Consider the following 25,020-nt stretch of genomic DNA (forward strand, 5'->3'; position numbering starts at 1 on the left):
AATCCGACTTAGGCTCATCTATTAGCGCAAGGCCCGAAGGTCCCCTGCTTTCTCCCGTAGGACGTATGCGGTATTAGCGCTCCTTTCGGAACGTTGTCCCCCACTAATAGGCAGATTCCTAAGCATTACTCACCCGTCCGCCGCTGAATCCAGTAGCAAGCTACCTTCATCCGCTCGACTTGCATGTGTTAAGCCTGCCGCCAGCGTTCAATCTGAGCCATGATCAAACTCTTCAGTTAAAATCATTTGTACCTTATTTATAGACAAGGTACCAATTCTGGCTCATTAATCTTCTGACTAAAAATTTACTCAAATAAACTTCGAGAAATTTCTACCATTCAATCAATGAAAATTATTTCGATCGATCAATCAGTAAAAATCCACACAAGTTGTTCTTCATATTCTCTTAATGATCTTCTTACTGCTTCGTCAGCAGCAAGCTAGGTCGGCTATATTACGCTTTCTTTTCATAAAGTCAACTGGTAATTCAGATTATTTTAAACCTATCTAACAAAACCCGACTTAACTATATTTAACTAAGTTACTGTTTTATCAGAAGTTTTAATCTTCATCACCGCCGATGGATGTGCATTATAGGCCATTTATTTCCTAACGCAAGCGGTATTTTATAAAATATCGTTCATCTGGATAATTCTTAAACAAAACATCTTTTTTTCACCATATTTCAAACAAATTTGCTTTAATAGTGTGATTCAAGGAACTGTTTAAATAAGTTCTCATCAAATTTGTGGACCATTTGACTGCTTGTAGAAGTTTTAGGAATTTTTATGCCTCACTTTCATTTTTTATGGGCAAGCTTACTGGCTGCCGGTTTTGCTTCTTCTAGTTTCGCTCAGGAGATTGCTCAGCCTGTTTCGGCTTCAACAGAACAGGTTCCTGATGCTGAGGTGATTGATCCGGACCATCCGTCTCATCCTTCTCGTTTAGAAGCTTTAAAGCAGCTCAAGAATGTTACCCGTCAAGACTTAAAGGTAAATGCTAATGCAGCACAGCCTGAGGAGGTCAAAGATCCTTTACAACCTCTGAATCGTCAGATCTATGAATTAAACGATGCACTTGATCGCACTATTATCCGACCAGTTGCTGTGCAATATGTAGAAAAGATACCTACTGATGTGCGGGGAACCTACCGCAATTTCCGCAAGAATTTAGGTGAACCCTGGAACGCAGTAAACCAGCTTATGCAAGGACGTCCGGCCCGCGCAGCAAAAACTCTCGGTCGTTTTACAGTAAATACCCTATCGAGTTTAGGTTTCGCTGATCCAGCGAGACGTGTAGGTTTAGAGAGTGAAGACGAGAACTTTGGTACAACTTTGGGTTACTGGGGAGTGCCGTCCGGGCCTTATCTGGTATTACCTGTTTTAGGTCCGAGTACTTTTCGTGATACTGTAGGTCGCGTAGTAGACAGTCAGGCGCGACCACAAAAATATATTTTTGAAGATCACGAGGGTCTTTACTGGGGGGACCAGATGCTACGTGGTATCGATATTCGTTCCCAGCTACTTGATGTTGAAGATGTCTTACAGGGCGACCGTTATGCGGCCATCCGTGATATTTATTTACAGCGTAAAAACTATGAGATTGCCCAGAAAAAAGGCACTGATGCTGAAATCACTTTTATTGATGATGAAGCAGATGAAAATGCGAATCCTGAAATTATCTCGGATTAACTAATTGATAAATAGTTTTGCTAGATCCTTTCTAGTTACTCTAGCAACACTTTGATTTATATAATTAGTATATCTATTATGATGAACTTAAAATTTGTTTAAAACAGGTAAATCAACGCCTCTTATGTATTTTATTCAGCCCACTCGCCCTATTCCTTATTTGGATCGGGCTTTACATGCGCTTCCGAATCTGCAAATGATTCATATTGAGGATATCGATTTATACGACCCGACAATTATTGCAATTGCAGATGTAGAAGATTTCCTGGTTTATCAGTGGAATTTACCTACTGTAGTTATTGCTTTTCAGCATGAGGGGGCTGCACTTGCCAAAGCTTGGGAACAGGGAGCGTTAGCTGGCTGGATTTGGAATGATCTACCGGATCAGCCTGATCAGGCGTTGTTAAAAATAGATGCACAGTATAAACGTAATCAGGATAGTCGTGATCTGCCCTCAGCCGCAGAACTGCAAAAACGTCTTTTACCTAATCCTTTAGCCTTAAAAGATTATGAAATAGAAACTTTTTTTCAACCTTCAGCCTATTTGTCCGGTGACTGGTATGACTACTGGAAGCTGAATGATAAAGAAATTATTTTCTATTTAGCAGATGTTTCAGGCCATGGGGTAACCAGCAGCTTGTTAACCTCATGGATGGCTGCCTTTCATGGACGCTCTAAAACACCCTGTGAACTGATCAAGAAACTAAACGGTATGCTGATGCAAGAAAATATTGAAAAGCATATCACCATGATTGCCGGAATTTTAAACCTCGAAACCCATCAACTCCGCTGGTCCAGCGCGGGACATTATCCGCCCGCTATTTTGTTTGAACCACATAAACCACCGAAAATTTTAAGTACGAGCAGCTTTCCATTAGGCTTGACAGATGATCTAGAAGTTGAAGAGTTTGAATGTTATCTGAACCAGCATGCACGGTTCATTATCTGTTCAGATGGCGCCCTTGAACCCTTTGATGGGCGTTTGAATGAACAGTTTGAACAACTGGTCCAACATCTGGAAAAACAGTCATTTGAGCCTCCGAGTCATGTTGCAGATGACATTGCTATCTTAAGTCTATGTCGAAAGAATTAACTGATTTATCAATATAATACTCTTTAGCTATAGCTATGATGACTATCGGCCACTTGAGTCTGTAGCCCCCCTATGTGATAATTTTCATATCCTTCTCTGCAAATGGCATTTATATGTCAACAGGTCATGTTGAATATGCAAGCTTGAATGGAACGCATATTTTCAAACTTATTGGTGAAGTGCGAGCCCAATCTTGTATAAGTCTAGACAAACTACTTGGTAAAATTGAGCAACAAGCAGGTGTCGTGGGTGCAATCGTCGATTTGACCCAGACTACTTTTATTGACAGTACTGTATTAGGTATTTTGGCGAAGCTGGGCTTAAAACTTAAGCAGACCCATAATATTCAGGCTGTCATGCTCTCTACCAATTCCGATATTACGACTCTGGCCAACAGTATGGGGCTGGGGCAGGTTTTTGTAATTTTAAATTACTGCGGTGATCCAAACGTTTGCACACGTACACTTGTTGAAGAGCATGTAACTCATGGTGCTATGTTGACGACTGTACTCGATGCTCACCGAACTTTAATGAAACTCAACCAGAATAACCAGAATATGTTTGAACCTCTGGTAAAACAGTTGCAAAAAGAACAGGATACACTGGATCAGGTATCTGAACGTAAAAATGCGCCTTCGACCTGAAGCCTAAACAAACGGAGTAACTGATGCCATTACTTTCTGTTGTTCAAATGAATTCCCAAAATCTGATTGAAGATAACTTCATTGAGATTGAACGTTTGATGCAGCAGAGTAAGGCTGAAGGTGCCGAGCTTATTGTATTTCCGGAAAATTTTGTCTGTTTTGCAGCAGGTAAGCAGCGTGAAACGGCTGAACAGTTTGAACATATTCAGCGCCGGCTAGAGCAGCTGGCACATCATTATAATCTTTGGATCATTGCAGGTACATTGCCCTGCCCGTTTCGTCCTGATGGCTCTACCATAAAAGATGGTCGGGTACGTACGACCAGTTTATGTATCAGTCCGGAAAAAACCGAAGGACGTTATGACAAAATTCATCTTTTTGATGTTCAGGTTGGGGATGCTGTAGGTGGTTACCAGGAATCTAAAGTATTTGAACCTGGTGACAAGCCTGTAGTCATTCATACACCATTTGGCCAAATCGGGCTTATGGTGTGTTATGACCTTCGCTTTCCAGAGCTGGCTTTAACCCTACGTCAGCGTGGTGCCAATATTTTAACTGCGCCAGCTGCTTTTACTTACACTACAGGCCAGCTACACTGGCAGTTACTTTTACAAGCTCGCGCAATGGATAGCCAATGTCAGGTTTTAGGTGCAGCGCAGCAGGGTTGGCATGGTGAAAAGCGCCAGACTTGGGGACATGCAGCCGCAGCAGACTCACGCGGCCAGCTGCTGGCTATGGTTAACAATGAAGGTCCGGGCCTGATTACCGTTCCTTTTGACCTGCAAGAACAGCAGTTTGTACGTAACTCTATGCCTCTCATGCAACATCGAAAACTGGTCACGTTCTGATTTAATTTGGTTTTAGATTTTTTTACAAAAAAACCAATTTATTCTGGTCTTTAATACGCCACGATAACACTACAACTATTCGCTTATAGGTAATAAAATGGCTTTAGAAAAAGTAGTTTATCGTGCACATGCAAAAGCAACAGGTGGCCGTGATGGTCGCGCAACCTCATCTGACGAGATTTTAGATGTAAAACTGGCTGTACCAAAGGAAATGGGCGGTCCTGGTGGTGGCACTAACCCTGAACAATTATTTGCGGCTGGCTATTCTGCCTGCTTCTTGGGTGCAATGAAATTTGTTGCGGGCCGTGATAAATATAGCATGCCTAAAGATGCTTATATTGACGGCGAAGTAGGAATTGGGCCGATACCGACCGGTTTTGGTATTGAAGTCACACTCAATATTCATTTAGAAGGAATGGACCAGACTGAAGCGGAAAAACTGGTTGAAGCTGCTCATATTGTCTGTCCATATTCAAACGCGACTCGCAATAATATTAATGTTGATTTAAAAATTACGACTTAAAAGTAAAATGGCATTATAAAATTCAAAAACAGAATTTTATAATGCCCTGATTAATATTCTTATAAAATGACTTATTCGGCTGCTTCATTGGTAACGCGAAGCACTTCTTCTAAAGTTGTTTTACCCTGCAATACTTTACGCAAGCCGTCTTCGCGAATTGAACCTGCATGTCTGCGGGCAAAATTTTCCAGCTCATACTCTGCTGCATTCCCATGAATCAGACGGCGCATCTGCTCATCAATCGGAACAATCTCATAAATAGCTGTACGTCCAGTAAAGCCGGTATGGGCACAGTATTCGCAGCCCTTAGGTACAGGTAAACGAACCGGTTCTATCTGTTCAAAAGAGTTAAAGATATGCTGCTCAAAACTGTCAGCCTCACGCCAATCGACACAGTGTGCGCATAAAGTACGTACCAGACGCTGAGCCACCACACCAATTAAAGAACTTGAAAGTAAAAAAGGTTCAATGCCCATATCTTTTAGACGTGTTACTGCACCAATGGCTGTATTGGTATGGAGTGTAGAAAGTACAAGGTGGCCAGTCAAAGAGGCCTGCACTGCGATTTCAGCTGTTTCCAGATCACGAATTTCCCCGACCATAACCACATCTGGGTCCTGACGCAGCATAGCTTTTAAAGCCCGCGCAAAAGTCATATCTACTTTGGTGTTAACCTGGGTCTGGCCAATTCCTTCAAGTTGGTATTCAATAGGATCTTCGGCTGTCAGGATATTACGGCTACCATCATTCAGATCAGACAAAGCCGCATATAAAGTCGTGGTTTTACCAGAACCGGTTGGACCGGTCACCAGAATAATACCGTGGGGTCGGTGCACCAAAGTTTTTAACCGTTCATAATCTTCTGCAATCAGGCCGAGATGCGTCATATTAAGACGACCCGCCTGTTTGTCGAGCAGACGCATAACAACGCGCTCACCATGCGAAGAAGGTAAGGTCGAAACACGAACATCAACTTCGCGTCCGGCAAGACGAAGTGAAATACGGCCATCTTGTGGAATACGTTTTTCGGCGATATCTAGACGGGCCATTACTTTAATCCGGGACACCAGCAAAGGTGCAAGCTCCCGCCGTGGCTGAACGATTTCTCGTAACTGTCCATCGACCCGCAGACGAACTGAAAGTTTTTTCTCAAAAGATTCAATATGGATATCGGATGCACCGACACGAATTGCCTCAGACAGCAAGGCATTAATCAGACGAACGATGGGTGCATCATCTTCCTGATCCATCAGGTCTTCTGCTTCAGGTACCTGATCTGCCAGGCTCAGCAAGTCCGGATGGTCTTCGAGCCCTGCAGCTACCTGCTGTGATTCACCGGTATCACCGGCATAACTGGATCCTAATAAACTATTGAACTCTTGCGCACTGCATAACTGGTAATGTACCGGGCGGCCCAGTAGCCGACGAGCCTCCTGCAAAGCAAGAGGAGTCGTGTCTTCACGACGCATGATATAGACTTGGTCCCCTTCATAACGCAAGATGACGCCATGACGTTTTGCAAAACTGTAAGGTATTTGTAGTTGTTTAAGTATTTGCATCACAACTTATAATAATAGAAAAATTGGTTTTGAGTGTACTCTATGCATATGACAGCGTGAAGTCTGTTTTTTGCTAAAGATGTGATGAAAGGAATAACTGGTCTTGACAAATTACAATGAAAATTTCGAGCCTGAATCTTCTACTATTAAGTGGTGGGGTGAACAGCAATTTGATATGAACCAGAATAAAGCCTGGCAGTTCGGTTCATTATTTTTTCGTCTGACTCGCAGTCAGCGCGAGTGGCAACTTGAATATCATCGACCACAGTTTCAGCATGATGATGAGCAGGAATGGCGTATCATTGAAGAACCAGATTTTATCTTTCCACAGCCGGTTGAGATTGAACGTTATATGTTTAAAAAAACACATAGCAAATTCCAGCTTATGCCTCGTCTGGCTGACCGCTCTGTCGTAATTAAACCGGTCAATCCGATTTACATCCCAGCAGGGCAACGCGGTACGCTTTATATCAGCACTCCCTTATGGATTGCCGGTTTTGTAGAAAGTCAGAGAGATCCTTTATTCGATTTACCGGTCATTCTTTCTAAAGATACCTGGTTTGGCCCAGACCAGCGTACCGGTGAAATGTGCTATGCCACTGCAGTGGATGGCCGTACTGAACTAAGCCAGCTTAAACCGCGTGCTTTTCGCGCCGTAACCCCTATCCATTTTCATAATACCAGCAATCAGCAGCTGCGTTTTGACCGCATGAATGTGCCTGTACCTGCCTTGCCTTTGTTTTATAGCGAAAAAACTGGCCGTTTATGGACTTCACAGATTAAAGTTCTGCATGAAGGACTGGACCGTCCTCCGCGGGTAAGAATTGAAAACCAGACCCCGCCTCTGGCTGGCGAGGTTCAGTATATTCATCCCCCGCGCTCTCCAGGTGGAGCACTATTTAACATGTTTGATTCATTCTTCTAAGAGGTGGTCATGGCTGATACAAATATTCCAAAAGAAGTGACCCAAAGCCTCAAAGGAATCTTTACCAATATTAATCTGGACCGTTTAAGTGAAATCTTGGTAGGACTGGTACTTTGCCTGATTGGTTTCTTGATTGCTCGGGTAATTTCCAATACTTTTATCCGTACGGTAGGTTTACGCTTTAATGCTCATCAGCGCCTCGTCTGGCGCCGCGGTATTTTTTATTTTATCTTTCTGCTTTTTGTAATTGCCAGTTTAAAGGAAGCCGGTTTCAAACTTAGCGTTTTTCTTGGCGCCGCCGGTATTTTAACAGTAGCTTTAGGTTTTGCTTCGCAGACCTCTGCAACCAACCTGATCAGCGGTCTGTTCCTGATTGGTGAAGGCTCCTTTGAGGTTGGTGATACCATCCAGATTACTCTCATCCGTGGCCATGTAATTGAAGGCGAGGTTCTGTCAATTGATCTGCTTTCGGTCAAATTGCTCACCCTCGATAATGTTTATGTGCGTTTGCCGAATGAACAGCTGATTCGGGCACCGGTTATGAATCTGTCAAAATTTCCCATACGGCGTATCCCCATTACCCTCGCGATTAATTTCCATGAAGATATTATTAAAGTACGGGAAGTTCTGCTGGAAGTTGCCAATAAGTATCCTCTGGTTTTGGACGAACCTAAACCGGCAGTGACAGTAACGGCATTTCGAGAATCATCAATTGAACTATTGTTCGCCGTATGGTGTAGCCGGGAAAATTATCTGCAGGTCCGTGATGAAATGCAGGAATTGATCCGTAATGGCTTTGTCGATAATCAGATTGAAATTCCTGTTCCCAAAATGGGCTTTGTTGACCGCCCCCCTCTCACTGCTGCATTGGCTAATGAAGATATTGATACATATGCCAATGCCAGAGAAATAAAGCGTGAGCCTAAACTTTAGGCTCATCATCTGTCGACTGTTGTATGGCAGGTGGCAGAGGTGCCAGGTAAGCAATAATCAGCATCACGATTCCGGCCCCAATAAACGAGAACACCCGGGTAATAGTGCCACTTTGCGATAGATCCAGAAAGACCAGTTTTGCCACTACAATAGCCAGTAAGGCTGCACCGATAAACCAGATCTGTCGCAACAAGCGGCGACTGGCCAGCGTCATCAGGATAAAAGCAAGGATAACCCACAACAGGGTTAAACTGAGCTGAACTGTCCCATTACTCCAAATTGCTGTTCCCCAAAGTGGCGTACCAAGGTAATGATGTAAGCCACGTACCATGATACTGCTCATAACCAGCAAGCTCACCAGAATCGAACCAATCTTGAATGTCCATTCCAGATTTTTATCATGGAATCGATATTGATAAATCGCCCAGAGTAAACCAGCCATTACTCCAATCGAAAGCAGATCGGCAGGATTAAGAATTACTGTCCAGTAGGCATACTCAGCAACCTGAACATCAATGCTCAGGCCAGTCAGCCACAACAGACTTAAACACCACACTGTAATAGAATGCATCAGAAAAGATATTTTTGAGTAAATTGCCCAAGCGCCATACAATGCAGGAATTAAGCCCAGTGCCAGAAGTGGCGTTGTTGGCAAAATAGCCAAACCAGTAACAGCCAACAATAACCAGCTAACCGCAGCCCAAAATTCTTTTACTGATTGACTGTTATGTTCAGGTTTTGCCCATAATGTTATAAAAGCAGTAACGGCCGAAGCAAACAGGAACGAATATTGAGACCCCGATGTACTCCATGCCAGATTAGTCCACAAATTTTCCTGCCAGATCGCAGCACCTAAAAATAATAAAAATAGCGTATTGATAAATAACTGTACCAGCAACCAATTTACTTGGGTTTTCCAGTGCATAAATGCTGTAAATGCTGTAGATAAAAGAGCTGCCATAGCCAGATATTGGCTTAAACCCTGCCCTTGCAGGCCAAGACTGTGTACAGCGGCGGCGGCTCCCGCATAAAGACCTAAAGCCAGTAAAATACAGCTTAATACACTGCTACTAAAATACTTTTCTTCAGAGGACTCATGCTGTAACAGGTAATATACTGATATCAGCTGGGCAAACGCATAAATTGCTGTACTTAAAACCGGAAACTGGCTTTGGCTCCAGATTTGATAAAACAGGGTCACTGAACTTAGCAAAAGTAATGCTACCCCAATATAACGGCTAAATCGGTAGCGTTCAGTTACGCCCCAGACAATTAGAGCGGCGCCTTGTACGACCCAGCCAATGGTGCTCCAGTGTGCCCCTTGGGCCAGCGGAAAAATTAGTGCAATAAAAGCAACCGATAAAATAAAAAAACTTTTAGCGAGTAAAGATAACTCCTGCTGTCGCTGACGAATCCAGAGTGTCAATCCGGCATAGATGAGCGCCAGCAAGGCAGCACCTAGAGTCAAAGCCAATGTATTATCGCGCATCAACCAGGCATGCAGGGAAAAACCCAGCACGGGTACACTAAAGATCAGGCTCACATCAAGCAATGGCTGTAAACGGCCCTGTTCTTGCTCAGGATGACTAAGCAATTGTCTTAAACTTAATGCGTGTTTACGTGCAATTAACTGGCTGTAGCGAATGCTTAGCCAGATAAAGAGCAGAATATGCAGCCAGATGATGAGATCAAGGATGAGATACTGTTTTGCTTCGCTATATATGACGATGACACTGCCACCTAACAGCATGGTGACAAAGAATGCAATGTGATTAAGAATTTTCCAGGACTGAACAAAATTAACTACAGCCACTGCCAGATTAATTAATAAATAATAGCCCAGTAAAAACACTGTATCCGGATGATACTGTGGAATGACCAGGGGCGCCGCATAGGCCATTCCTAAAGCTAGTATAGCCAGATAAACAGCATGCTGTTTGAGGCTCAAATAACTGGTCACTATCAACAGTGCTGCAAAGAGCATACTGGCTATAGACAGGCTGGCAATAACTCCATAATGATGGGCAAATACCAGTGTCAGGAAAATAACAGCGAGTCCTACCCCCTGTAATGCAACAGCAAATAAAAGATTTCTCTTTTGCAGGGTATAGCCAAAAAATGTAATAGCACCACCAATACAAGCAATAAACCCTAAGCGAAAACCCAAGCTGAGTTGCCAGTGTTCACTGGCAAAGCGGAGTAATAATATGACTCCGATCATCAGCACTGCCACAGCGACTCGCAAGATTGGATTGCCATGTACCATCCAGTTAATGGCAGGCTGCCACCAGCTTGCAGCAGCCGGGTCTGGTGCTACTGCTGGCACTCTATCTGGTTCGGTAACAGAAGATCCGGTATGAGCTGGCCCTGAAGGGAAAATCTGTTCGGAAAGTATTTCTGCTTCTTGCCTGCTTTGCAGTTGCCGGGCGGGTAACGGAAGTAAAGAAGGTTCAGCCAGTGAATGATGCTGCTCCAGATTAGCCAAACGTTGTTGCAACCGGTTAAGCAAATGAATCAGACAAATGATAAAAATTATAATTGCAAGCCAGAGCATACTGCGCCAGTCACTTAAATAAATCACTGCCCCAAACAGCACACTTGCATACATTCCTGCTTTTTGCCAAACCAGATCGGCTGCTGGCTGTATAAATTTCGCCCGCTGTTCTAGCTGCTGCAAACGCTGTTGCATATTTGAAACCAGCTGGATGAGTAATATGCTGAAAAATAAACTGGCGCCGACCATGCCAAGCTCAAAATTAACAACTGCAGAGCCAGAAAAAATAACGACAAGTATGATCAGAAGAAAAATGAAATATCCCTGCTTATCTTTGTTATACATGGGCAAATTGAGTATTCCTGTCCAATTTTGGCTATCTTAACCGATCTCTTATCAGATAAAAGAATTTGCATACAAACTGCTGCAAAATTCATATTCTGCATTGCAGAGAAAATTCACGTAGAATAAAGCCATTCGTTTGTAAGGAAGTATTCAATGCCACCATTTGTCTTGGTTGACGGGTCCTATTTTTTATTCCGGGCATTTCATGCGCTGCCTCAATTAACCACTTCAACCGGGTTACATACCAATGCAATCCGTGGCGCGATTTCTGCAATACAAAAACTGATGCGCCGCATCCAGCCCACCCATATGGCTGTAATTTTTGATACACCCGAGCCTACTTTCCGCCATGAGCTGTCGCCACTTTATAAAGGTGACCGCCCAAGCATGCCAAGTGAACTCTCCCAGCAGATTCCTTATCTGCATGCCCTGATCCGGGCTTTAGGTATTCCCCTTTATTCCCTGCCGGGTGCCGAAGCTGATGACATTATTGGAACACTGGCAAAACGCGCTGAAGCTGCCGGCCATCAGGTCCTGATCTCTACTGGTGACAAGGATATGGCACAGCTGGTCACAGATAAAGTGACACTGGAAGACAGTTTTAAAGACAAACCGATGGATATTCAGGGAGTCTTTGAGAAGTTTGGAGTATGGCCTCACCAGATTATTGACTACCTGACCCTGATGGGTGATGCCTCAGATGGTATTATGGGTGTACCAGGTGTAGGGGCAAAAACTGCTGCTAAACTACTCAATGAATACGGTTCACTCGGAGGCATCCTAGAAAATGTAGAACATATTAAGGGTAGAGTCGGCCAGAGTATTAAGGACAATCTCGAAGGTATAACCATTGACCATCAGCTGGCTACCATTGTATGTGATCTTGACTTGAATATAAGCTGGGAGGATCTAAAACTGGCAGATCCACATGTAGAAACCTTGCGCAATCTGTATACCGAACTTGAGTTCCGTAATCAGCTACAATCCCTAGATCACCCCCATAATCCAAATAACACTACTTATAAACAGGCTTCAGCTCAAGCTACGGCTTTACCTGCAAATAAAGACATACCAGATGAACATGCTACTTTGAGCAGTGAAGAAGACCGGCTGGGCGAAGCAACTTATCATACCGTGCTGACCCAAGCAGACTGGGAACTGCTATTTCAGCGTATGTCTAGCGAAACCCGTTTTGCTATTGATACTGAAACAACAAGTCTGGACTACCGTGTAGCAGAAATGGTCGGCTTCTCTGTCGCCTTTGATGCAAAAGATGCATATTACGTTCCTCTGGCACATGACTATGCAGGTGCACCTGAGCAGCTGAACCGTGAACAGGTTCTGGCTCAAATCAAGCCTATTCTGGAAAATGATCAGGTTGAAAAAATTGGCCATCACCTTAAATATGATGCCCATATTTTTGCCAATCATGGAATTGAACTCAAGGGCTGGTTTTTTGACACCATGCTGGCCTCTTACGTGCTGAACTCGGTGGCTACCCGTCATGGTATGGATGATGTCGCGCGCCTATATTTAAGTCACCTGACCACTACCTTTGAGCAGGTTGCGGGGAAAGGTGCCAAGCAGAAGAGTTTTAACCAGATTGAGCTGGAAGTGGCTTCACCTTATGCAGCCGAAGATGCTCACGTTACTTATCGCCTCTATGAAGTACTGGCTGAAAAATTAAAAGCTCATCCGGAACTTTGCAATATTTTATATAATATTGAAATGCCGGTTGCCCGTATTCTGACGGGTATGGAAGAAGATGGTATACGTCTAGACCACGGCTTTCTGGACCAGCTCAGCGTAGAGTTTGCCAAAACCATGCAAGAGCTAGAACAGCAAGCAATGGAAATGGCTGGTGAAACGTTCAATATTGCTTCTCCGAAACAGGTAGGTGAAGTGCTTTTTGAAAAGCTCGGCATTAAAGGTGGTAAAAAGACTGCCACAGGCCAGTTCAGTACCAGCGAAAGTATTCTGGAAAAAATTGAACATCCGATTGCTGCTGTAATTCTGGAACACCGCAGTCTTGCTAAATTGAAGAGCACCTATACAGATGCTCTGGTCAAGCAGTCCAATAACTCTACCCATCGGGTACATACCAGCTACCATCAGGCACTTACTGCAACCGGGCGACTTTCGTCATCTGATCCGAACTTACAGAATATTCCAATTCGCGGAGAAATTGGCCGACAGATTCGTAAAGCCTTTATTGCTCCGGCTGGTCGTGTCTTGCTGGCTGCTGACTATTCGCAAATCGAATTGCGTCTAATGGCCCATTTCTCGCAAGATGATGCCCTGCTAGATGCTTTCCGCCACGGTCAGGATGTTCATCGCCGTACAGCAGCTGAAGTTTTGGGTATCGCCCTTGAAGACGTCACCAATGACCAGCGCCGCCAAGCTAAAGCTGTAAACTTTGGATTACTGTATGGCATGTCTGAGTTCGGTCTGATTCGTCAGCTTGGTTTTACCCGTCAGGAATCGCAGGATTATATCAAACAGTATTTTCACCGTTACCCGGGAATTTATGAGTATATGCAACGTACCCGTCAACTGGCTTTGGAACAGGGCTTTGTAGACACGCTATTTGGTCGCCGTTTATACACACCAGATATTGATGCCCGTAACATGATGGTACGTAAAGCAGCTGAACGTGCTGCAATTAACGCACCGTTACAGGGAAGCGCAGCAGATATTATTAAACTGGCCATGATTGCGGTAGATAAAATCTTGCCGAAAGATCAGGCACGTTTATTACTTCAGGTTCATGATGAACTGGTATTCGAGGTTGATGAAAATATTGCAGATGAGTTGGCCCCTCAACTGGCTGAGGTTATGGAGTCGGTAGTCGAAATCTCTGTACCTTTACTGGTAGAAGTAGGTAAAGGCTGTAACTGGGAAGAAGCACACTAAGCTACCACTTGCTTTACTTAATCACCAGAAAATAAAAAAGGACCTAACGGTCCTTTTTTATTTTAGCGCTTTATAAACCCACTAACAAAATCCGGGCAACTTCATTCATCAAAATCTCGGCAATATAGAGCGCCAGGAATGCCAGAATTGGAGACAGGTCAATCATCCCCATATTAGGCATCAAGCGGCGAAACGGTGCCAATAAAGGTTCAGCCAGATCTTGAATGACTTCAATATAAGGCCCACGCGACTGGGTAAACATCACCACCCAGCTTAAGATGATCGTTGCAAAAATCAGATAGCGACAGAAACGTAATAAATCCTGAATCATGGTCACAAAAGTCAAGATCACCAGATGTACAGGGCTGTTTGGCATAACACCAGACAGATACATCAGGCCGAAAATCTTGAGCAGATATAACACCACGATCAGAACCAGAGCTGCCAGATTTACACGGCCTTTACCGAGTGTTGGCAGGATACGGCCGAACACATCAACAATCTTGGTTGCCTTGACCGTAGACATTACTACCGGGTTGTAAGGATTCACCGCAGCCAACTGGACCAAGAAACGGAAGAAGACGAGCAAAATCGCTACGTTAATGATAATGCCAAAAATTAGCGCAGAATTTGCACCCATACTTTAACTTTCCTAATCAAATCAAATTATTTAGTGCTTTCACTCAGCTCTTGTGCGAGTTCCTGGCTGCGTTTTTTCGCTGCAGCAAGTGCAGCCTGAATATTTTGGGAAATCTGTGCACGATCAAACATTTCCAGTGCAGCCTGTGTCGTGCCATTCGGTGAGGTTACATTTTTACGTAACTCAGACGGTGAGCTGGAGCTGGTAATTGCCATTTGTGCAGCACCTAAAGCTGTTTGTAAAGTCAGTGCGGTGGCTACTTTCTCATCCAGACCAAGATTTTTACCCGCCTGTATCATACTTTCCATCATATAGAAAAAATATGCCGGGCCAGACCCAGAGACCGCAGTAACAGCATCAATCTGTTCTTCGGTATTAACCCACAAGGTCAAACCGGTCGATGCCAGAATCTGACTAGCCAGATCACGGTCCGCCTGCTGCACAGCAGGGCTGGCATACAATCCGTGTGCGCCAGTCTGTACCAGTGCCGGTGTATTCGGCATTACCCGTACCACCTGATCACTCTCGACCAGCTCAGCGATAGTTGCAATCTGAGCACCTGCTACAATTGAAATAAGCAGTTTTCCAGCAAATAGACCTTTTAAAGGTTGCAATACCTTAGCCAATACCTGTGGTTTAACAGCCAGAACGACCACATCGGCATCATGAATAGCTGCAATATTGTCTTCAGTCACATGAATATCTTTTTCCTGAAGCAATGAACGAATCTGTTCAACCGGATCAGCTACTGTAATACGGGTAGCAGGCAACCCACGTGCTAACAGGCCACCAATTAAGGCTTGTGCCATATTGCCACCACCAATAAAACAGATATTGCAATTTAAAGCTGTGCTCATGTTTAATGCTCATCATTTACATTTGTTGTTGCTGAGTGATTAATACCGGTTGCCAGCCACCTCGCTCACAATATGGAGATTGCGCCAACCAAAACCCTTTGGGCGTAAAAACCCCAAGCATAACATTATCTCGGCTTAATATTTGAATCTGATGACGCTGCCAAGGAAAAATTTGCGCTTCCTGAATAGCCTTTTTGAGCGGCCATGCACCTACCCGGCCATAAAGATGAATTCTTTCCCCACCTTGCCGCGATGTTAATACAAGATTCTGCTTCAATAAATCTGCTGATAAACCGACTGCTTGCGGTTGAATCTGATAATGGCCAGAAGCAGTTTGGTAAACATGAGAAAGTTCGGGAAAAAGACTTTTTTCAAAAATGAGCTGACTGTTTTTCTCAGCCAGATATTCATCTGTCTGTAACCGGTGAAGCTGCCCATGATAACGAACATAATAATACTTGTTCCAGTGTAGCGCCGCCTGTGCATCGGCTTTGGCAGCAATAACTTCATGCTGAATCCGCTCAACCATTTCAAAAGCTGGCCGATATATACCTTCACCTTTCATCCATGCTGAAAGCAGTTGTCGCTGTCGGGGTTTTGAAAGTAGTTTTAATCTTGCGAGATCAAGCTGCTGTGCATTGCCACAATTTTTTAAATCCTCTTGTAATACTTCCTGCAGAATCTCATCGGCATCCTGCATTAATGAAGCTGTGCGGGAGACTGCCTGCTGCATTTTAGAAAAGCGGGAAGCTAAGAGCGGCCAGAGCATTGTTCGGCACCAGGCACGGTCGTAATGAGTATTATTATTTGAAGGATCATCAATAAAACTGATGTTTAATTGTTCAGTCCATTGGCAAATCTGCTCACGGGAGAGGGACAGCATCGGACGCCAGATTGGCATTTCATGACGCTGATTTAGCTGTTTCATAGCAGAGAGTCCAGAAATACCCGTGCCAGAAAACAATCTTAACAATACGGTTTCAGCCTGATCCTGCTGATGATGGGCAAGAACAAGTACTTCGCCAGATTTAATATGCTGATGATAAGCCTGATAGCGCGCTTCACGGGCCTGACGTTCAAGATTACCTGCATTTACATGTACAGGCTGCACAATGCATGGAACATCAAGCTTCATACATTCAGCTTGCACATGAACACCCCAGTCCCTACTCTGAGCCTGTAACTGGTGATCAACATAGATAGCCCTGATCCGTCCGGGGCAAACTGCCGCCATAAAATATAATAGGAGCATGGAATCCATGCCCCCACTACATCCAATCAGGAAAGAAGTTTCTGGTGGAAATTGCTCAAGCTGTTTTAAGCAACCAGACCTGAATTCTCGCTGCCAAACTTCATTAAACGTTGGTAACGTGCCTCGCATCGTTCGCTAGCATCCATTCCTTTCAATTCATCAAGTGCCTGTTTAAGCACTTCTTGAAGACGGTCCATAACCAGTTCGGGATGTAAATGTGCTCCCTCACCTTCATCGACGACATATTCTACAATACCCAGTGCCTGAAGTTTATCTGCTGTTAATGATAACGCTTCACTGGCCTGTTCTGCCTTTTCAGCAGTTTTCCATAAAATAGAGGCACATCCTTCTGGCGAGATTACCGAATAAATACTGTGTGACAGCATAATCACGCGGTCTGCAACCCCGATCCCCAGCGCACCGCCAGAACCACCTTCACCCAGTACCGTTGCAATAACCGGAACTTTCAGGCTTGAAAGCTGGGCAAGACTACTGGCAATAGCTTCAGCCTGTCCCCGCTCTTCAGCCCCTACACCCGGGTATGCGCCCATAGTGTCAATAAACGTAAATACTGGCAGATTGAATCGCTCTGCCATATCGAGTAGACGTTGTGACTTGCGATAGCCTTCAGGATTGCACATCCCGAAATTATGTTGCAATTTTTCACGAGTGCTACGACCGCGGTGCTGTCCTACCACCATCACCGGCTGACCATCGAAACGAGCCAATCCGCCGATCATCGCGCCATCATCGCCAAAAACGCGATCACCATGCAACGCATCGAACTCTGTAAAAATTTCGCCCACATAATCCAGAAATTGCGGACGTTCCGGGTGACGTGCAATTTGAACTGTTTTCCATGCTTTAGATTGAGCAGCTTTGTTCTTCATAGGCCGAGTATTATTCCTGAATTAACAAAATTGAGTCAATTGATAAATTTTTCCGACTGAATATTCAACTCAATATCCCAATGCTTGAACTGCACTTGCTCATCCTGCAAATCTGCAATCAGCAGAGGCCATTGTTTGGCATCACCCGAAACACTGAGTTGCCATTGTTGATCATTTACTACAGACAGTTCAATGGCAGGAAGCACCTGATCACTGCGACTATGATTGATTAAAATTGCTAAACGTAATAACAGGCAAAGATAGGCCAGTTTTTCGCCTCCTGCCCGCGTTACTTCAATTTTTGCTTCATGACGCAGCTTGCGGCGATGAAAGCCCACCAGCCGAGATAGATGATTTTGATCAATCTGGGAGAATCCCGGAATATCAGAATGTTGAAGTAAATAGGCACCATGACGATGATATCCACCATGACTGATTGCAAGACCAATTTCATGCACATAGGCGGCACGACGTAGCAGATCACGGTCATCACAAGTCAGATTTAATGATTCTGCCACGCCATCAAATAGTTGCTGGGCTGTTTTTACTACACGCTCTGCCTGTTTCGGATCAGCGTTATAGCGTCCCATCAATGCCTGTACACTACGGTCCCGAATATCTTCATGCTTAAAACGTCCCAACAGGTCATACATCACCCCTTCACGAAGTGCACCATCTGAATACACCAGTTTATCTAGCTCCAGGACTTCAAAAACAGCATACAAGATGGCAATCCCGGCAGGTAAAACAGCACGCCGGTCATCTTTTAAACCTTCGAAATCAATTTCAGAAGCATGCTTAAACTTAAGCAGTTTATCTTTTAATTTATATAGACCTTCACGGGTAACTTTTTCCTGCTCGTCACTCAACCCCATATTAACCATAATCTGACGGCAGGCCTTAATGGTTCCACTTGAGCCTACGACAGTATCCCATCCTTCAGTTTTATAGGTGTTAGCTATTGCAGAGAGCTCTTTACGTGCAGCAACCACGGCTTTATCAAAAGCTTTTACGGAAATAGAGCCGTCAGCAAAATAAGCTTTGGTATAGGCCACACAACCCATCTGTAAGGATTCAGTATGCAAGGGTTCAAACTCTTCACCAATAATCAGCTCAGTTGAACCGCCACCAATATCGACGACTAGCCGGCGGCCACCATTAGCAATAGTATGTGAAACTCCCAGATAAATCAGACGGGCTTCTTCACGCCCTGCAATGATTTCAATCGGCTTTGGCAAGATTTCGGCAGCTTTTTGAATAAATTCATGCCCGTTTTTCGCTTGACGTAAGGCATTGGTTGCTACAATTCGCATGCGGGTAGGTTGTACTGAACCCAAACGCGCCACAAAACGGGCAAGGCAGGCTAAACCCCGCTGTTGTGCAGCTTCAGTCAAGTTTTTATTTTCATCAAGGCCGGCTGCCAGTTGAACTTTTTCTGACATTGAGGCAACTTTTTTGACTTCCCCATGATCAACTCTGGCAATTGCAAGATGAAAACTGTTTGACCCCATGTCTATGGCAGCAAGCAATTCTTCATCGATCAAAAAATCAGACATTCTTTACACATACCTTCACCGAATTGTCGCTTAGAGTAATTCACATGCTATGAATTTAAAAGACGTTTACTCAACATTTACTCGAGTTTATATTTTTTGTTTTACTTAATGATTGTGTATCACGATTGTCAGTATCGCGAGCTTCCATTAGACAAAACAACAGATAAGAGGAAAAATAACTTTAACTCTTTCATTGAACCTGATGGCTGTGTAATATTCGCAAAATTACAATGCTATCTTTAAAATACTTTTGGAGTCATACCCATGTCTGCTAATATTGTTAATACAACTGATGAAAACTTCCAGGCAGATGTTCTGGACGCTGAAACTCCAGTGCTGGTAGATTTCTGGGCAGGATGGTGTGCCCCATGTAAGGCAATTGCTCCTGTACTTGAAGATTTATCACGTGAATACGAAGGCAAGGTCAAAATCGTTAAAGTTGACGTGACTTCATGCGAAGATACGGCTGTAAAATACAATATCCGTAATATTCCAGCACTGTTGATGTTTAAGAATGGCGAAGTTGTAGGTCAGCAGGTAGGTGCTGCTCCACGCTCGAAACTGGCTGCATTTATTGACGAAAATATCTAATCTGGTTTTAAACATCCGTTATAAAAATACGCTGTTATAAAATAGCGTATTTTTTTCATGCTTAAATTGACAAACCTCCTGTTCTGACTTATATTTCATGCTCAAGAAACGTTGGAGCAATTCTCGCTCTCCACTTTCTTAAAAGATACAAAACATAAGATCGCCGCTCGGCAACAGAAAGTGTTTTATACATTTCTCTTCGATACAACTAATCAGTCATCTGAGTTTGTTATTGTGCAATTACGACGGACTTACTCATATTGCATGCGGCCGACTTTTGCTTCTTCTTAACTTCCACTTCATATGTCCCTTTTTAGACCTATCTGACCATCTATGAACTTAACCGAACTCAAGAAAAAACCGATTGGCGAACTTATTAAAATTGCTGAGTTTATGGGCCTTGAAGGAATGGCTCGTAACCGCAAGCAAGATATTATTTTTGCCATCTTGAAACGTCATGCTATGAATGGCGAAGAAATTTTTGGTGATGGTGTACTTGAAATTCTCTCTGACGGTTTTGGCTTCTTACGTTCAGCTGCGGGTTCGTATCTCGCAGGCCCAGACGATATCTATGTCAGTCCATCCCAAATTCGCCGTTTTAATTTACGTACGGGTGATACCATTACAGGTACTATTCGCCCGCCAAAGGAGGGTGAACGTTATTTTGCCCTGCTTAAAGTTAACCAGATTAACTATGACACACCTGAAAACTCACGTAACAAGATTCTCTTTGAAAACCTGACCCCACTCTTTCCAACCGAACAGCTGGTAATGGAACTTGGTAATGGTACAACGGAAGACTTGACAGCACGTGTGGTTGACCTGGTTGCTCCGATTGGTAAAGGTCAGCGTTCAATTATTGTAGCGCCACCAAAAGCCGGTAAGACCATGTTGCTGCAGAATATTGCTCAGTCAATTGTTCGTAACAACCCGGAAGTTTTTCTGATCGTGCTGCTCATCGATGAACGTCCAGAAGAAGTAACTGAAATGGAGCGGACGGTTCGTGGTGAAGTAGTAGCATCTACCTTTGATGAATCACCTGCTCGCCATGTTCAGGTAGCTGAAATGGTTATTGAAAAAGCTAAACGTCTGGTTGAACATAAAAAAGATGTGGTAATCCTGCTTGACTCGATTACCCGTCTGGCCCGTGCTTATAACACGGTAATTCCATCATCAGGCAAAGTACTGACTGGTGGTTTAGATGCACATGCTTTAGAACGTCCTAAACGTTTCTTCGGTGCTGCACGTAATATCGAAGAAGGCGGCTCTTTGACGATCATCTCAACTGCCCTGATTGAAACTGGCAGCAAAATGGATGACGTCATCTATGAGGAATTTAAAGGTACAGGTAACCAAGAAATTACCCTAGACCGCCGTATTGCAGAAAAGCGTGTTTTCCCTGCCATGAATATCAAGAAATCAGGAACGCGTCGTGAAGAGCGCCTGATGAGTGAAGAAAATCTGCGCAAAGTCTGGATTCTGCGCAAACTTCTTCATCCTATGGATGAACTGGCAGCTATGGAATTCCTGCTTGACCGTATGAAAGAAACCAAGACCAATGATGATTTCTTTGATCAGATGAAACGCAAGCAATAAGCAAGAACTGTAAAGTAAGTACTCATAATATAAAGGCCATCTATAACGATGGTCTTTATATTTTAGTTGACAAGTTTTACATATTGATACAAACGACTTAACTTCATGTTTAATTTGATTACAAGCTTTTGATTAATAAAGCCTTCATTTAAAAAAACCTATAACTTTTAAGCATTTATTTAGTACTTGTCCAATGTATTCTTCATTTTCCATTGTTATTTTCTGTTAAAAATCAGACGTTTTTTTGCATTTTTTGATCTTTTTTTAAGGTTAGGCAGTAGTAATTAAAAAATGGCAGTGATAGCATATTTACAGCCCAGTTAGTCTGCTCCATGCGTTGTTACCTATCTAACGTTAGGAATAATAAAAGCACAAAACAGGCTGGCTCAGGTTTTTTTTAATCTCAACTTTTTTATGAGAGTGATGCCATGTTATTCAAGAAAATCGCTATTGCTGCTGCAGTTGCTACTACCCTAGCTTTCGTTGGTTGTGCTAAAAAAACTGAAGATGCTGCTGCTGATGCAAACGCTGCTGCTACTGAAGCTACTGCTGCTGCAAACGAAGCAGAAACTGCTGCTGACGCTGCTGCTGTAGAAGCTGCTCCTGCTGCTGAACAAGCTGCTACTGATGCTGCTCAAGCTGCTGACCAAGCTGCTGACGCTGCTACTGATGCTGCTGGCGCTGCTACTGATGCTGCTGACGCTGCAACTAAAGCTCCAGCTGCTGATGCTAATGCAACTAATGCTACAGCTACTGACGCTCCAGCTACTGAAAAAGCTGCTCAATAATCTATACGATTATTTGTCAAAAAAGAGAGCCTTTGGCTCTCTTTTTTATTGTCTAAATCTTTAAAAAATTATAAGTTATCTTTCTATCTAACATTTTTATTATCTTTCAGGCTTTCCTCTCTTCTTCTATAGTTTTTAAAAATTTCTGCTCCAGTGTCTTACAATCCAGAGCCGACCTAAAAATAATTAAAAAAAAGCAGGTCAATCGACCTGCTCATTCCCCACACGTTGTCTAAATTTCTGTCCTGCTCGGAAAGTCACTACACGACGTGCTGAAATTGGAATTTCTTCACCTGTTTTTGGGTTACGACCTGGGCGCTGGCGCTTATCGCGTAACTCAAAGTTACCAAAACCGGAGAGTTTTACCTGTTCACCGGCAATCAAAGCTTGACTAATCTCATCAAAAAATAACTCAACCATTTGTTTCGCTTCACGGCGGTTCAGGCTCGTAAGCTCACTAAGATGATCGGCCATTTCTGCTTTAGTTAATGCTGTCATGAGGCCCTCAATGTCGCTTGATAAGTGTTTTCCAACACTTCAATAATTTTATCCATACCTGATTTAATTTCAGCATCTTCAAGCGTACGTGTTGGGTGTTGCCACAACAGCGCAAATGCTAGTGAGCGTTTGCCCTCTTCAACACCTTGACCCGTATACACATCAAACAGCCAAGCTGAGTGAAGCAGCTCACTGCCTGTTTGTTCGATTAACTGCTGAATTTCACTAACATTTATCTTATCACTAATTAAAAGCGCAATATCACGTCGAACCGATGGAAAACGTGATAATTCTGTAAAATTAGATACATAAGATTGCAAAACAGCCTTTTGATCCAGTTCGGCAACCCAAGTGATACCTAAATCAAGCTCATCTTCTAGTGAAGGATGCAAACGTCCCAGATAACCCACGGTTTTTCCATCCACCAGAATTTCGGCTGACTGACCAGGATGTAACCATGATCGTTCTGAAGGAACATACTCGACCTTAATCCGGCCTGCTGCCAAAATTGCTTCTACATCACCCTTTAAATCAAAGAAATCCATCACTTGAGTTTTAGCATGCCAAGATTCAGGTACACGGGATCCAACTGCAATAAGTGCCAGAGTTGGAATTTGCTGAAGACCAGAGATATCAGTTGCATTCTGATAGTCAAAGCGCAAACCCAGTTCAAACAGGCGCACACGGTTTTGCTGACGGTTCAGGTTATATTGTACACATGGAATCAGGCTCGATAATAAAGTACTTCGCATGGCAGCGAGATCACTTGAGATCGGATTTGCCAACATTAATGGATGTACCTGTGGATTAAGCTGCTTTTCAAGTTTAGCATCAGCAAAACTGAAGCTGATGGCTTCCTGGTATCCCAAGGTTGCGATAGTCTGACGTAATTGACCAAGCTCAAGCTGATCCTGATATTTTGCCAGTTTGACATCAATGACCGGTAGACTGATCTGGATGTTGTCATAACCATCTATTCGAGCGACTTCTTCGATCAGGTCTTGATATATGGCCAAGTCATAACGATGTGAAGGTGGCACAACTATCCAGTGTCCTTCAGCTCGTATTTCAACCCGGCAGCCTAAACGCGTTAAAGCGTCTGTAATAAACTCTCCATCAAGCTGATAACCTAGTAATTGGTCAACCTGTGTCTGTTTCAGCTCAATGGCATCACGTGTTGGTAAAAGCTCAGACTGTTCCACCACTGTAATTGGACCGAAGTCACCACCTGCCAGTTCCTGAATCAATTGAGATGCGCGGTTCATGGCCAGTATTGGCAACTCAAAATCCACGCCACGTTCATAGCGCTGTGAAGCATCCGTATGCAGTCCGAAACGGCGGGCACGTCCAGCAATAGCAAGTGGTGCAAAGAATGCAGACTCAAGGAAGATTTCCGTAGTTTCATCAGAAACTGCAGAAGACAGGCCTCCCATAATTCCGGCAATTGCTAATGCTTTTTCATCATCAGCTATGACCATTATATCCTCAGAAAGTGTAACTTCCTGCTCATTGAGCAAGACCAGTTTTTCTTGCGGGTTTGCCTGACGGACATGTACCGCACCTTGTACATTGCCAGCGTCAAAAGCATGTAATGGTTGGCCTAGCTCCATTAATACATAGTTGGTAATATCGACCAGAATACTATGCTGACGAATTCCGGAACGGGCCAGAGCCTGCTCCATCCAGAGTGGAGTAGCTGCTTTGGTATTTACATGTTTAATAACCCGGCCCAGGTAACGTGGACAGCCAGCAGTGTCCACAATCACTTTCTTTTCATCGGCAATAGTGGCTGCAACGTCTGCAACTTCAGGTGCAGTAACTGCCAACTGGTTAATTACTCCAATTTCACGGGCAATACCGCGAATGCTGAAGCAGTCACCACGGTTAGGTGTAATACTGATATCAATGACATGATCGTCAAGATTAAGATATTCACGGACGTTCATACCAATCGGTGCATCATCTGGCAGCTCAAGCAGTCCATCAAGTTTATCTTCAAGATCAATTTCAGAGGCACCACAGAGCATTCCCTGAGATTCAACACCACGAAGTTTGCCTTTTTTAATTTTGAAATCACCAGGCAAAACTGCCCCAATTGTTGCGACTGCTGCTTTCATACCTGCACGCACATTAGGTGCACCGCATACAATCTGTAAAGGTTCATCCGAACCAATATTAACAGTCGTTACACGCAGACGGTCTGCATCAGGATGCTGCTCTACACTTAGAACTTCACCCACGACAACTCCGGTAAAAGGTTTTGCTGCCGGTGACATATCATCGACTTCAAGACCGAGCATTGTCAGTTGATTTGACAGCGTTTCACTATCGATGGCCGGATTTACCCAGCTACGTAACCAATTTTCGCTAATTTTCATATCGAT

At 43.7% G+C, this 25,020-nt stretch carries 20 protein-coding genes and 1 rRNA gene; 11 read left to right on the top strand and 10 right to left on the bottom strand.

The window, feature by feature from the left end; translation table 11 throughout:
* A 16S ribosomal RNA gene (locus J502_RS00005) occupies window positions 1-239 on the bottom strand; the annotation flags it as partial.
* Window positions 240-788: 549 nt separating this feature from the next.
* On the opposite strand from J502_RS00005, the gene J502_RS00010 reads away from it, so the two are divergent.
* The 5 genes from J502_RS00010 (at window position 789) to J502_RS00030 (ending at window position 4,799) form a co-directional block, all read left to right on the top strand.
* Complete coding sequence (locus J502_RS00010) at window positions 789-1,691, top strand: MlaA family lipoprotein (protein ID WP_005016125.1); 903 nt, start codon at window positions 789-791, stop codon at window positions 1,689-1,691.
* Between the two features lie 124 nt (window positions 1,692-1,815).
* Window positions 1,816-2,784, top strand: a complete 969-nt coding sequence (gene gigA, locus J502_RS00015; RefSeq protein WP_005016128.1) for an RsbU family protein phosphatase GigA — start codon at window positions 1,816-1,818, stop codon at window positions 2,782-2,784.
* A 113-nt stretch (window positions 2,785-2,897) separates the two neighbouring features.
* Entirely contained in the window at window positions 2,898-3,428 is a 531-nt protein-coding gene (gene gigB / locus J502_RS00020; protein ID WP_005016131.1) for an anti-anti-sigma factor GigB, read from the top strand.
* Between the two features lie 23 nt (window positions 3,429-3,451).
* Window positions 3,452-4,276 (top strand): carbon-nitrogen hydrolase family protein, encoded by an 825-nt coding sequence (locus J502_RS00025; RefSeq protein ID WP_034679533.1) that lies wholly within the window; start codon window positions 3,452-3,454, stop codon window positions 4,274-4,276.
* Window positions 4,277-4,373: 97 nt separating this feature from the next.
* Window positions 4,374-4,799: an organic hydroperoxide resistance protein gene (locus J502_RS00030; protein WP_005016136.1), complete on the top strand. Its 426-nt coding sequence runs from the start codon at window positions 4,374-4,376 to the stop codon at window positions 4,797-4,799.
* 71 nt (window positions 4,800-4,870) lie between these two features.
* On the opposite strand, the gene gspE is transcribed toward J502_RS00030, so the two are convergent.
* Window positions 4,871-6,358, bottom strand: coding sequence for a type II secretion system ATPase GspE (gene gspE, locus J502_RS00035; RefSeq protein WP_005016139.1), 1,488 nt, complete (start codon window positions 6,356-6,358; stop codon window positions 4,871-4,873).
* Window positions 6,359-6,461: 103 nt separating this feature from the next.
* Here gspE and J502_RS00040 point away from each other — a divergent pair, with 103 nt between their 5' ends.
* Together J502_RS00040 and J502_RS00045 are read left to right on the top strand one after the other, a co-directional pair.
* Window positions 6,462-7,283 (top strand): DUF432 domain-containing protein, encoded by an 822-nt coding sequence (locus tag J502_RS00040; RefSeq protein WP_005016140.1) that lies wholly within the window; start codon window positions 6,462-6,464, stop codon window positions 7,281-7,283.
* Between the two features lie 9 nt (window positions 7,284-7,292).
* Window positions 7,293-8,216 carry a mechanosensitive ion channel family protein gene (locus tag J502_RS00045; protein WP_005023542.1) on the top strand — a complete coding sequence of 308 codons (924 nt, stop codon included), beginning with the start codon at window positions 7,293-7,295 and terminating at the stop codon, window positions 8,214-8,216.
* On the opposite strand, the gene J502_RS00050 is transcribed toward J502_RS00045, so the two are convergent.
* Complete coding sequence (locus tag J502_RS00050) at window positions 8,206-11,055, bottom strand: DUF2339 domain-containing protein (protein WP_034682666.1); 2,850 nt, start codon at window positions 11,053-11,055, stop codon at window positions 8,206-8,208. The genes J502_RS00045 and J502_RS00050 overlap by 11 nt on opposite strands.
* A gap of 153 nt (window positions 11,056-11,208) precedes the next feature.
* Between J502_RS00050 and polA the strand changes: the two genes are divergently transcribed.
* Entirely contained in the window at window positions 11,209-13,968 is a 2,760-nt protein-coding gene (gene polA / locus J502_RS00055) for a DNA polymerase I (RefSeq protein WP_005405990.1), read from the top strand.
* Between the two features lie 70 nt (window positions 13,969-14,038).
* Here the strand turns inward: polA and J502_RS00060 are convergent, their stop codons facing one another.
* The 5 genes from J502_RS00060 to ppx are packed head-to-tail and all read right to left on the bottom strand — an operon-like array spanning window position 14,039 to window position 19,163.
* Window positions 14,039-14,608 (bottom strand): YggT family protein, encoded by a 570-nt coding sequence (locus J502_RS00060; RefSeq protein ID WP_005016149.1) that lies wholly within the window; start codon window positions 14,606-14,608, stop codon window positions 14,039-14,041.
* A 26-nt stretch (window positions 14,609-14,634) separates the two neighbouring features.
* Window positions 14,635-15,465 (bottom strand): pyrroline-5-carboxylate reductase, encoded by an 831-nt coding sequence (gene proC / locus J502_RS00065; RefSeq protein WP_005405967.1) that lies wholly within the window; start codon window positions 15,463-15,465, stop codon window positions 14,635-14,637.
* 16 nt (window positions 15,466-15,481) lie between these two features.
* Window positions 15,482-16,846, bottom strand: coding sequence for a tRNA lysidine(34) synthetase TilS (gene tilS / locus J502_RS00070; RefSeq protein ID WP_080587401.1), 1,365 nt, complete (start codon window positions 16,844-16,846; stop codon window positions 15,482-15,484).
* Window positions 16,783-17,607, bottom strand: a complete 825-nt coding sequence (locus tag J502_RS00075) for an acetyl-CoA carboxylase carboxyltransferase subunit alpha (protein ID WP_005016159.1) — start codon at window positions 17,605-17,607, stop codon at window positions 16,783-16,785. The genes tilS and J502_RS00075 overlap by 64 nt, the downstream gene beginning before the upstream one ends.
* A gap of 35 nt (window positions 17,608-17,642) precedes the next feature.
* Window positions 17,643-19,163 carry an exopolyphosphatase gene (ppx, locus tag J502_RS00080; protein WP_005405781.1) on the bottom strand — a complete coding sequence of 507 codons (1,521 nt, stop codon included), beginning with the start codon at window positions 19,161-19,163 and terminating at the stop codon, window positions 17,643-17,645.
* Between the two features lie 264 nt (window positions 19,164-19,427).
* Here ppx and trxA point away from each other — a divergent pair, with 264 nt between their 5' ends.
* From trxA to J502_RS00095, 3 genes are all read left to right on the top strand, one after another.
* Window positions 19,428-19,754: a thioredoxin gene (trxA, locus tag J502_RS00085; protein WP_005016162.1), complete on the top strand. Its 327-nt coding sequence runs from the start codon at window positions 19,428-19,430 to the stop codon at window positions 19,752-19,754.
* Between the two features lie 333 nt (window positions 19,755-20,087).
* Window positions 20,088-21,350 (top strand): transcription termination factor Rho, encoded by a 1,263-nt coding sequence (gene rho / locus J502_RS00090; RefSeq protein WP_005016165.1) that lies wholly within the window; start codon window positions 20,088-20,090, stop codon window positions 21,348-21,350.
* Window positions 21,351-21,778: 428 nt separating this feature from the next.
* Window positions 21,779-22,138, top strand: a complete 360-nt coding sequence (locus J502_RS00095) for a hypothetical protein (RefSeq protein ID WP_005016168.1) — start codon at window positions 21,779-21,781, stop codon at window positions 22,136-22,138.
* A 201-nt stretch (window positions 22,139-22,339) separates the two neighbouring features.
* Here J502_RS00095 and J502_RS00100 read toward each other — a convergent pair whose 3' ends face one another.
* The gene (locus tag J502_RS00100; RefSeq protein WP_005016170.1) at window positions 22,340-22,636 is read right to left on the bottom strand and encodes an integration host factor subunit alpha; all 297 of its coding nucleotides are present in this window, start codon (window positions 22,634-22,636) and stop codon (window positions 22,340-22,342) included.
* Entirely contained in the window at window positions 22,633-25,014 is a 2,382-nt protein-coding gene (pheT, locus tag J502_RS00105) for a phenylalanine--tRNA ligase subunit beta (RefSeq protein ID WP_005405735.1), read from the bottom strand. Before pheT ends, J502_RS00100 begins: the two co-directional genes overlap by 4 nt.
* Window positions 25,015-25,020: the final 6 nt, after the last annotated feature.

The sequence above is a fragment of the Acinetobacter sp. 1294596 genome, from assembly GCF_000582925.1.
Lineage (GTDB): Bacteria > Pseudomonadota > Gammaproteobacteria > Pseudomonadales > Moraxellaceae > Acinetobacter > Acinetobacter radioresistens.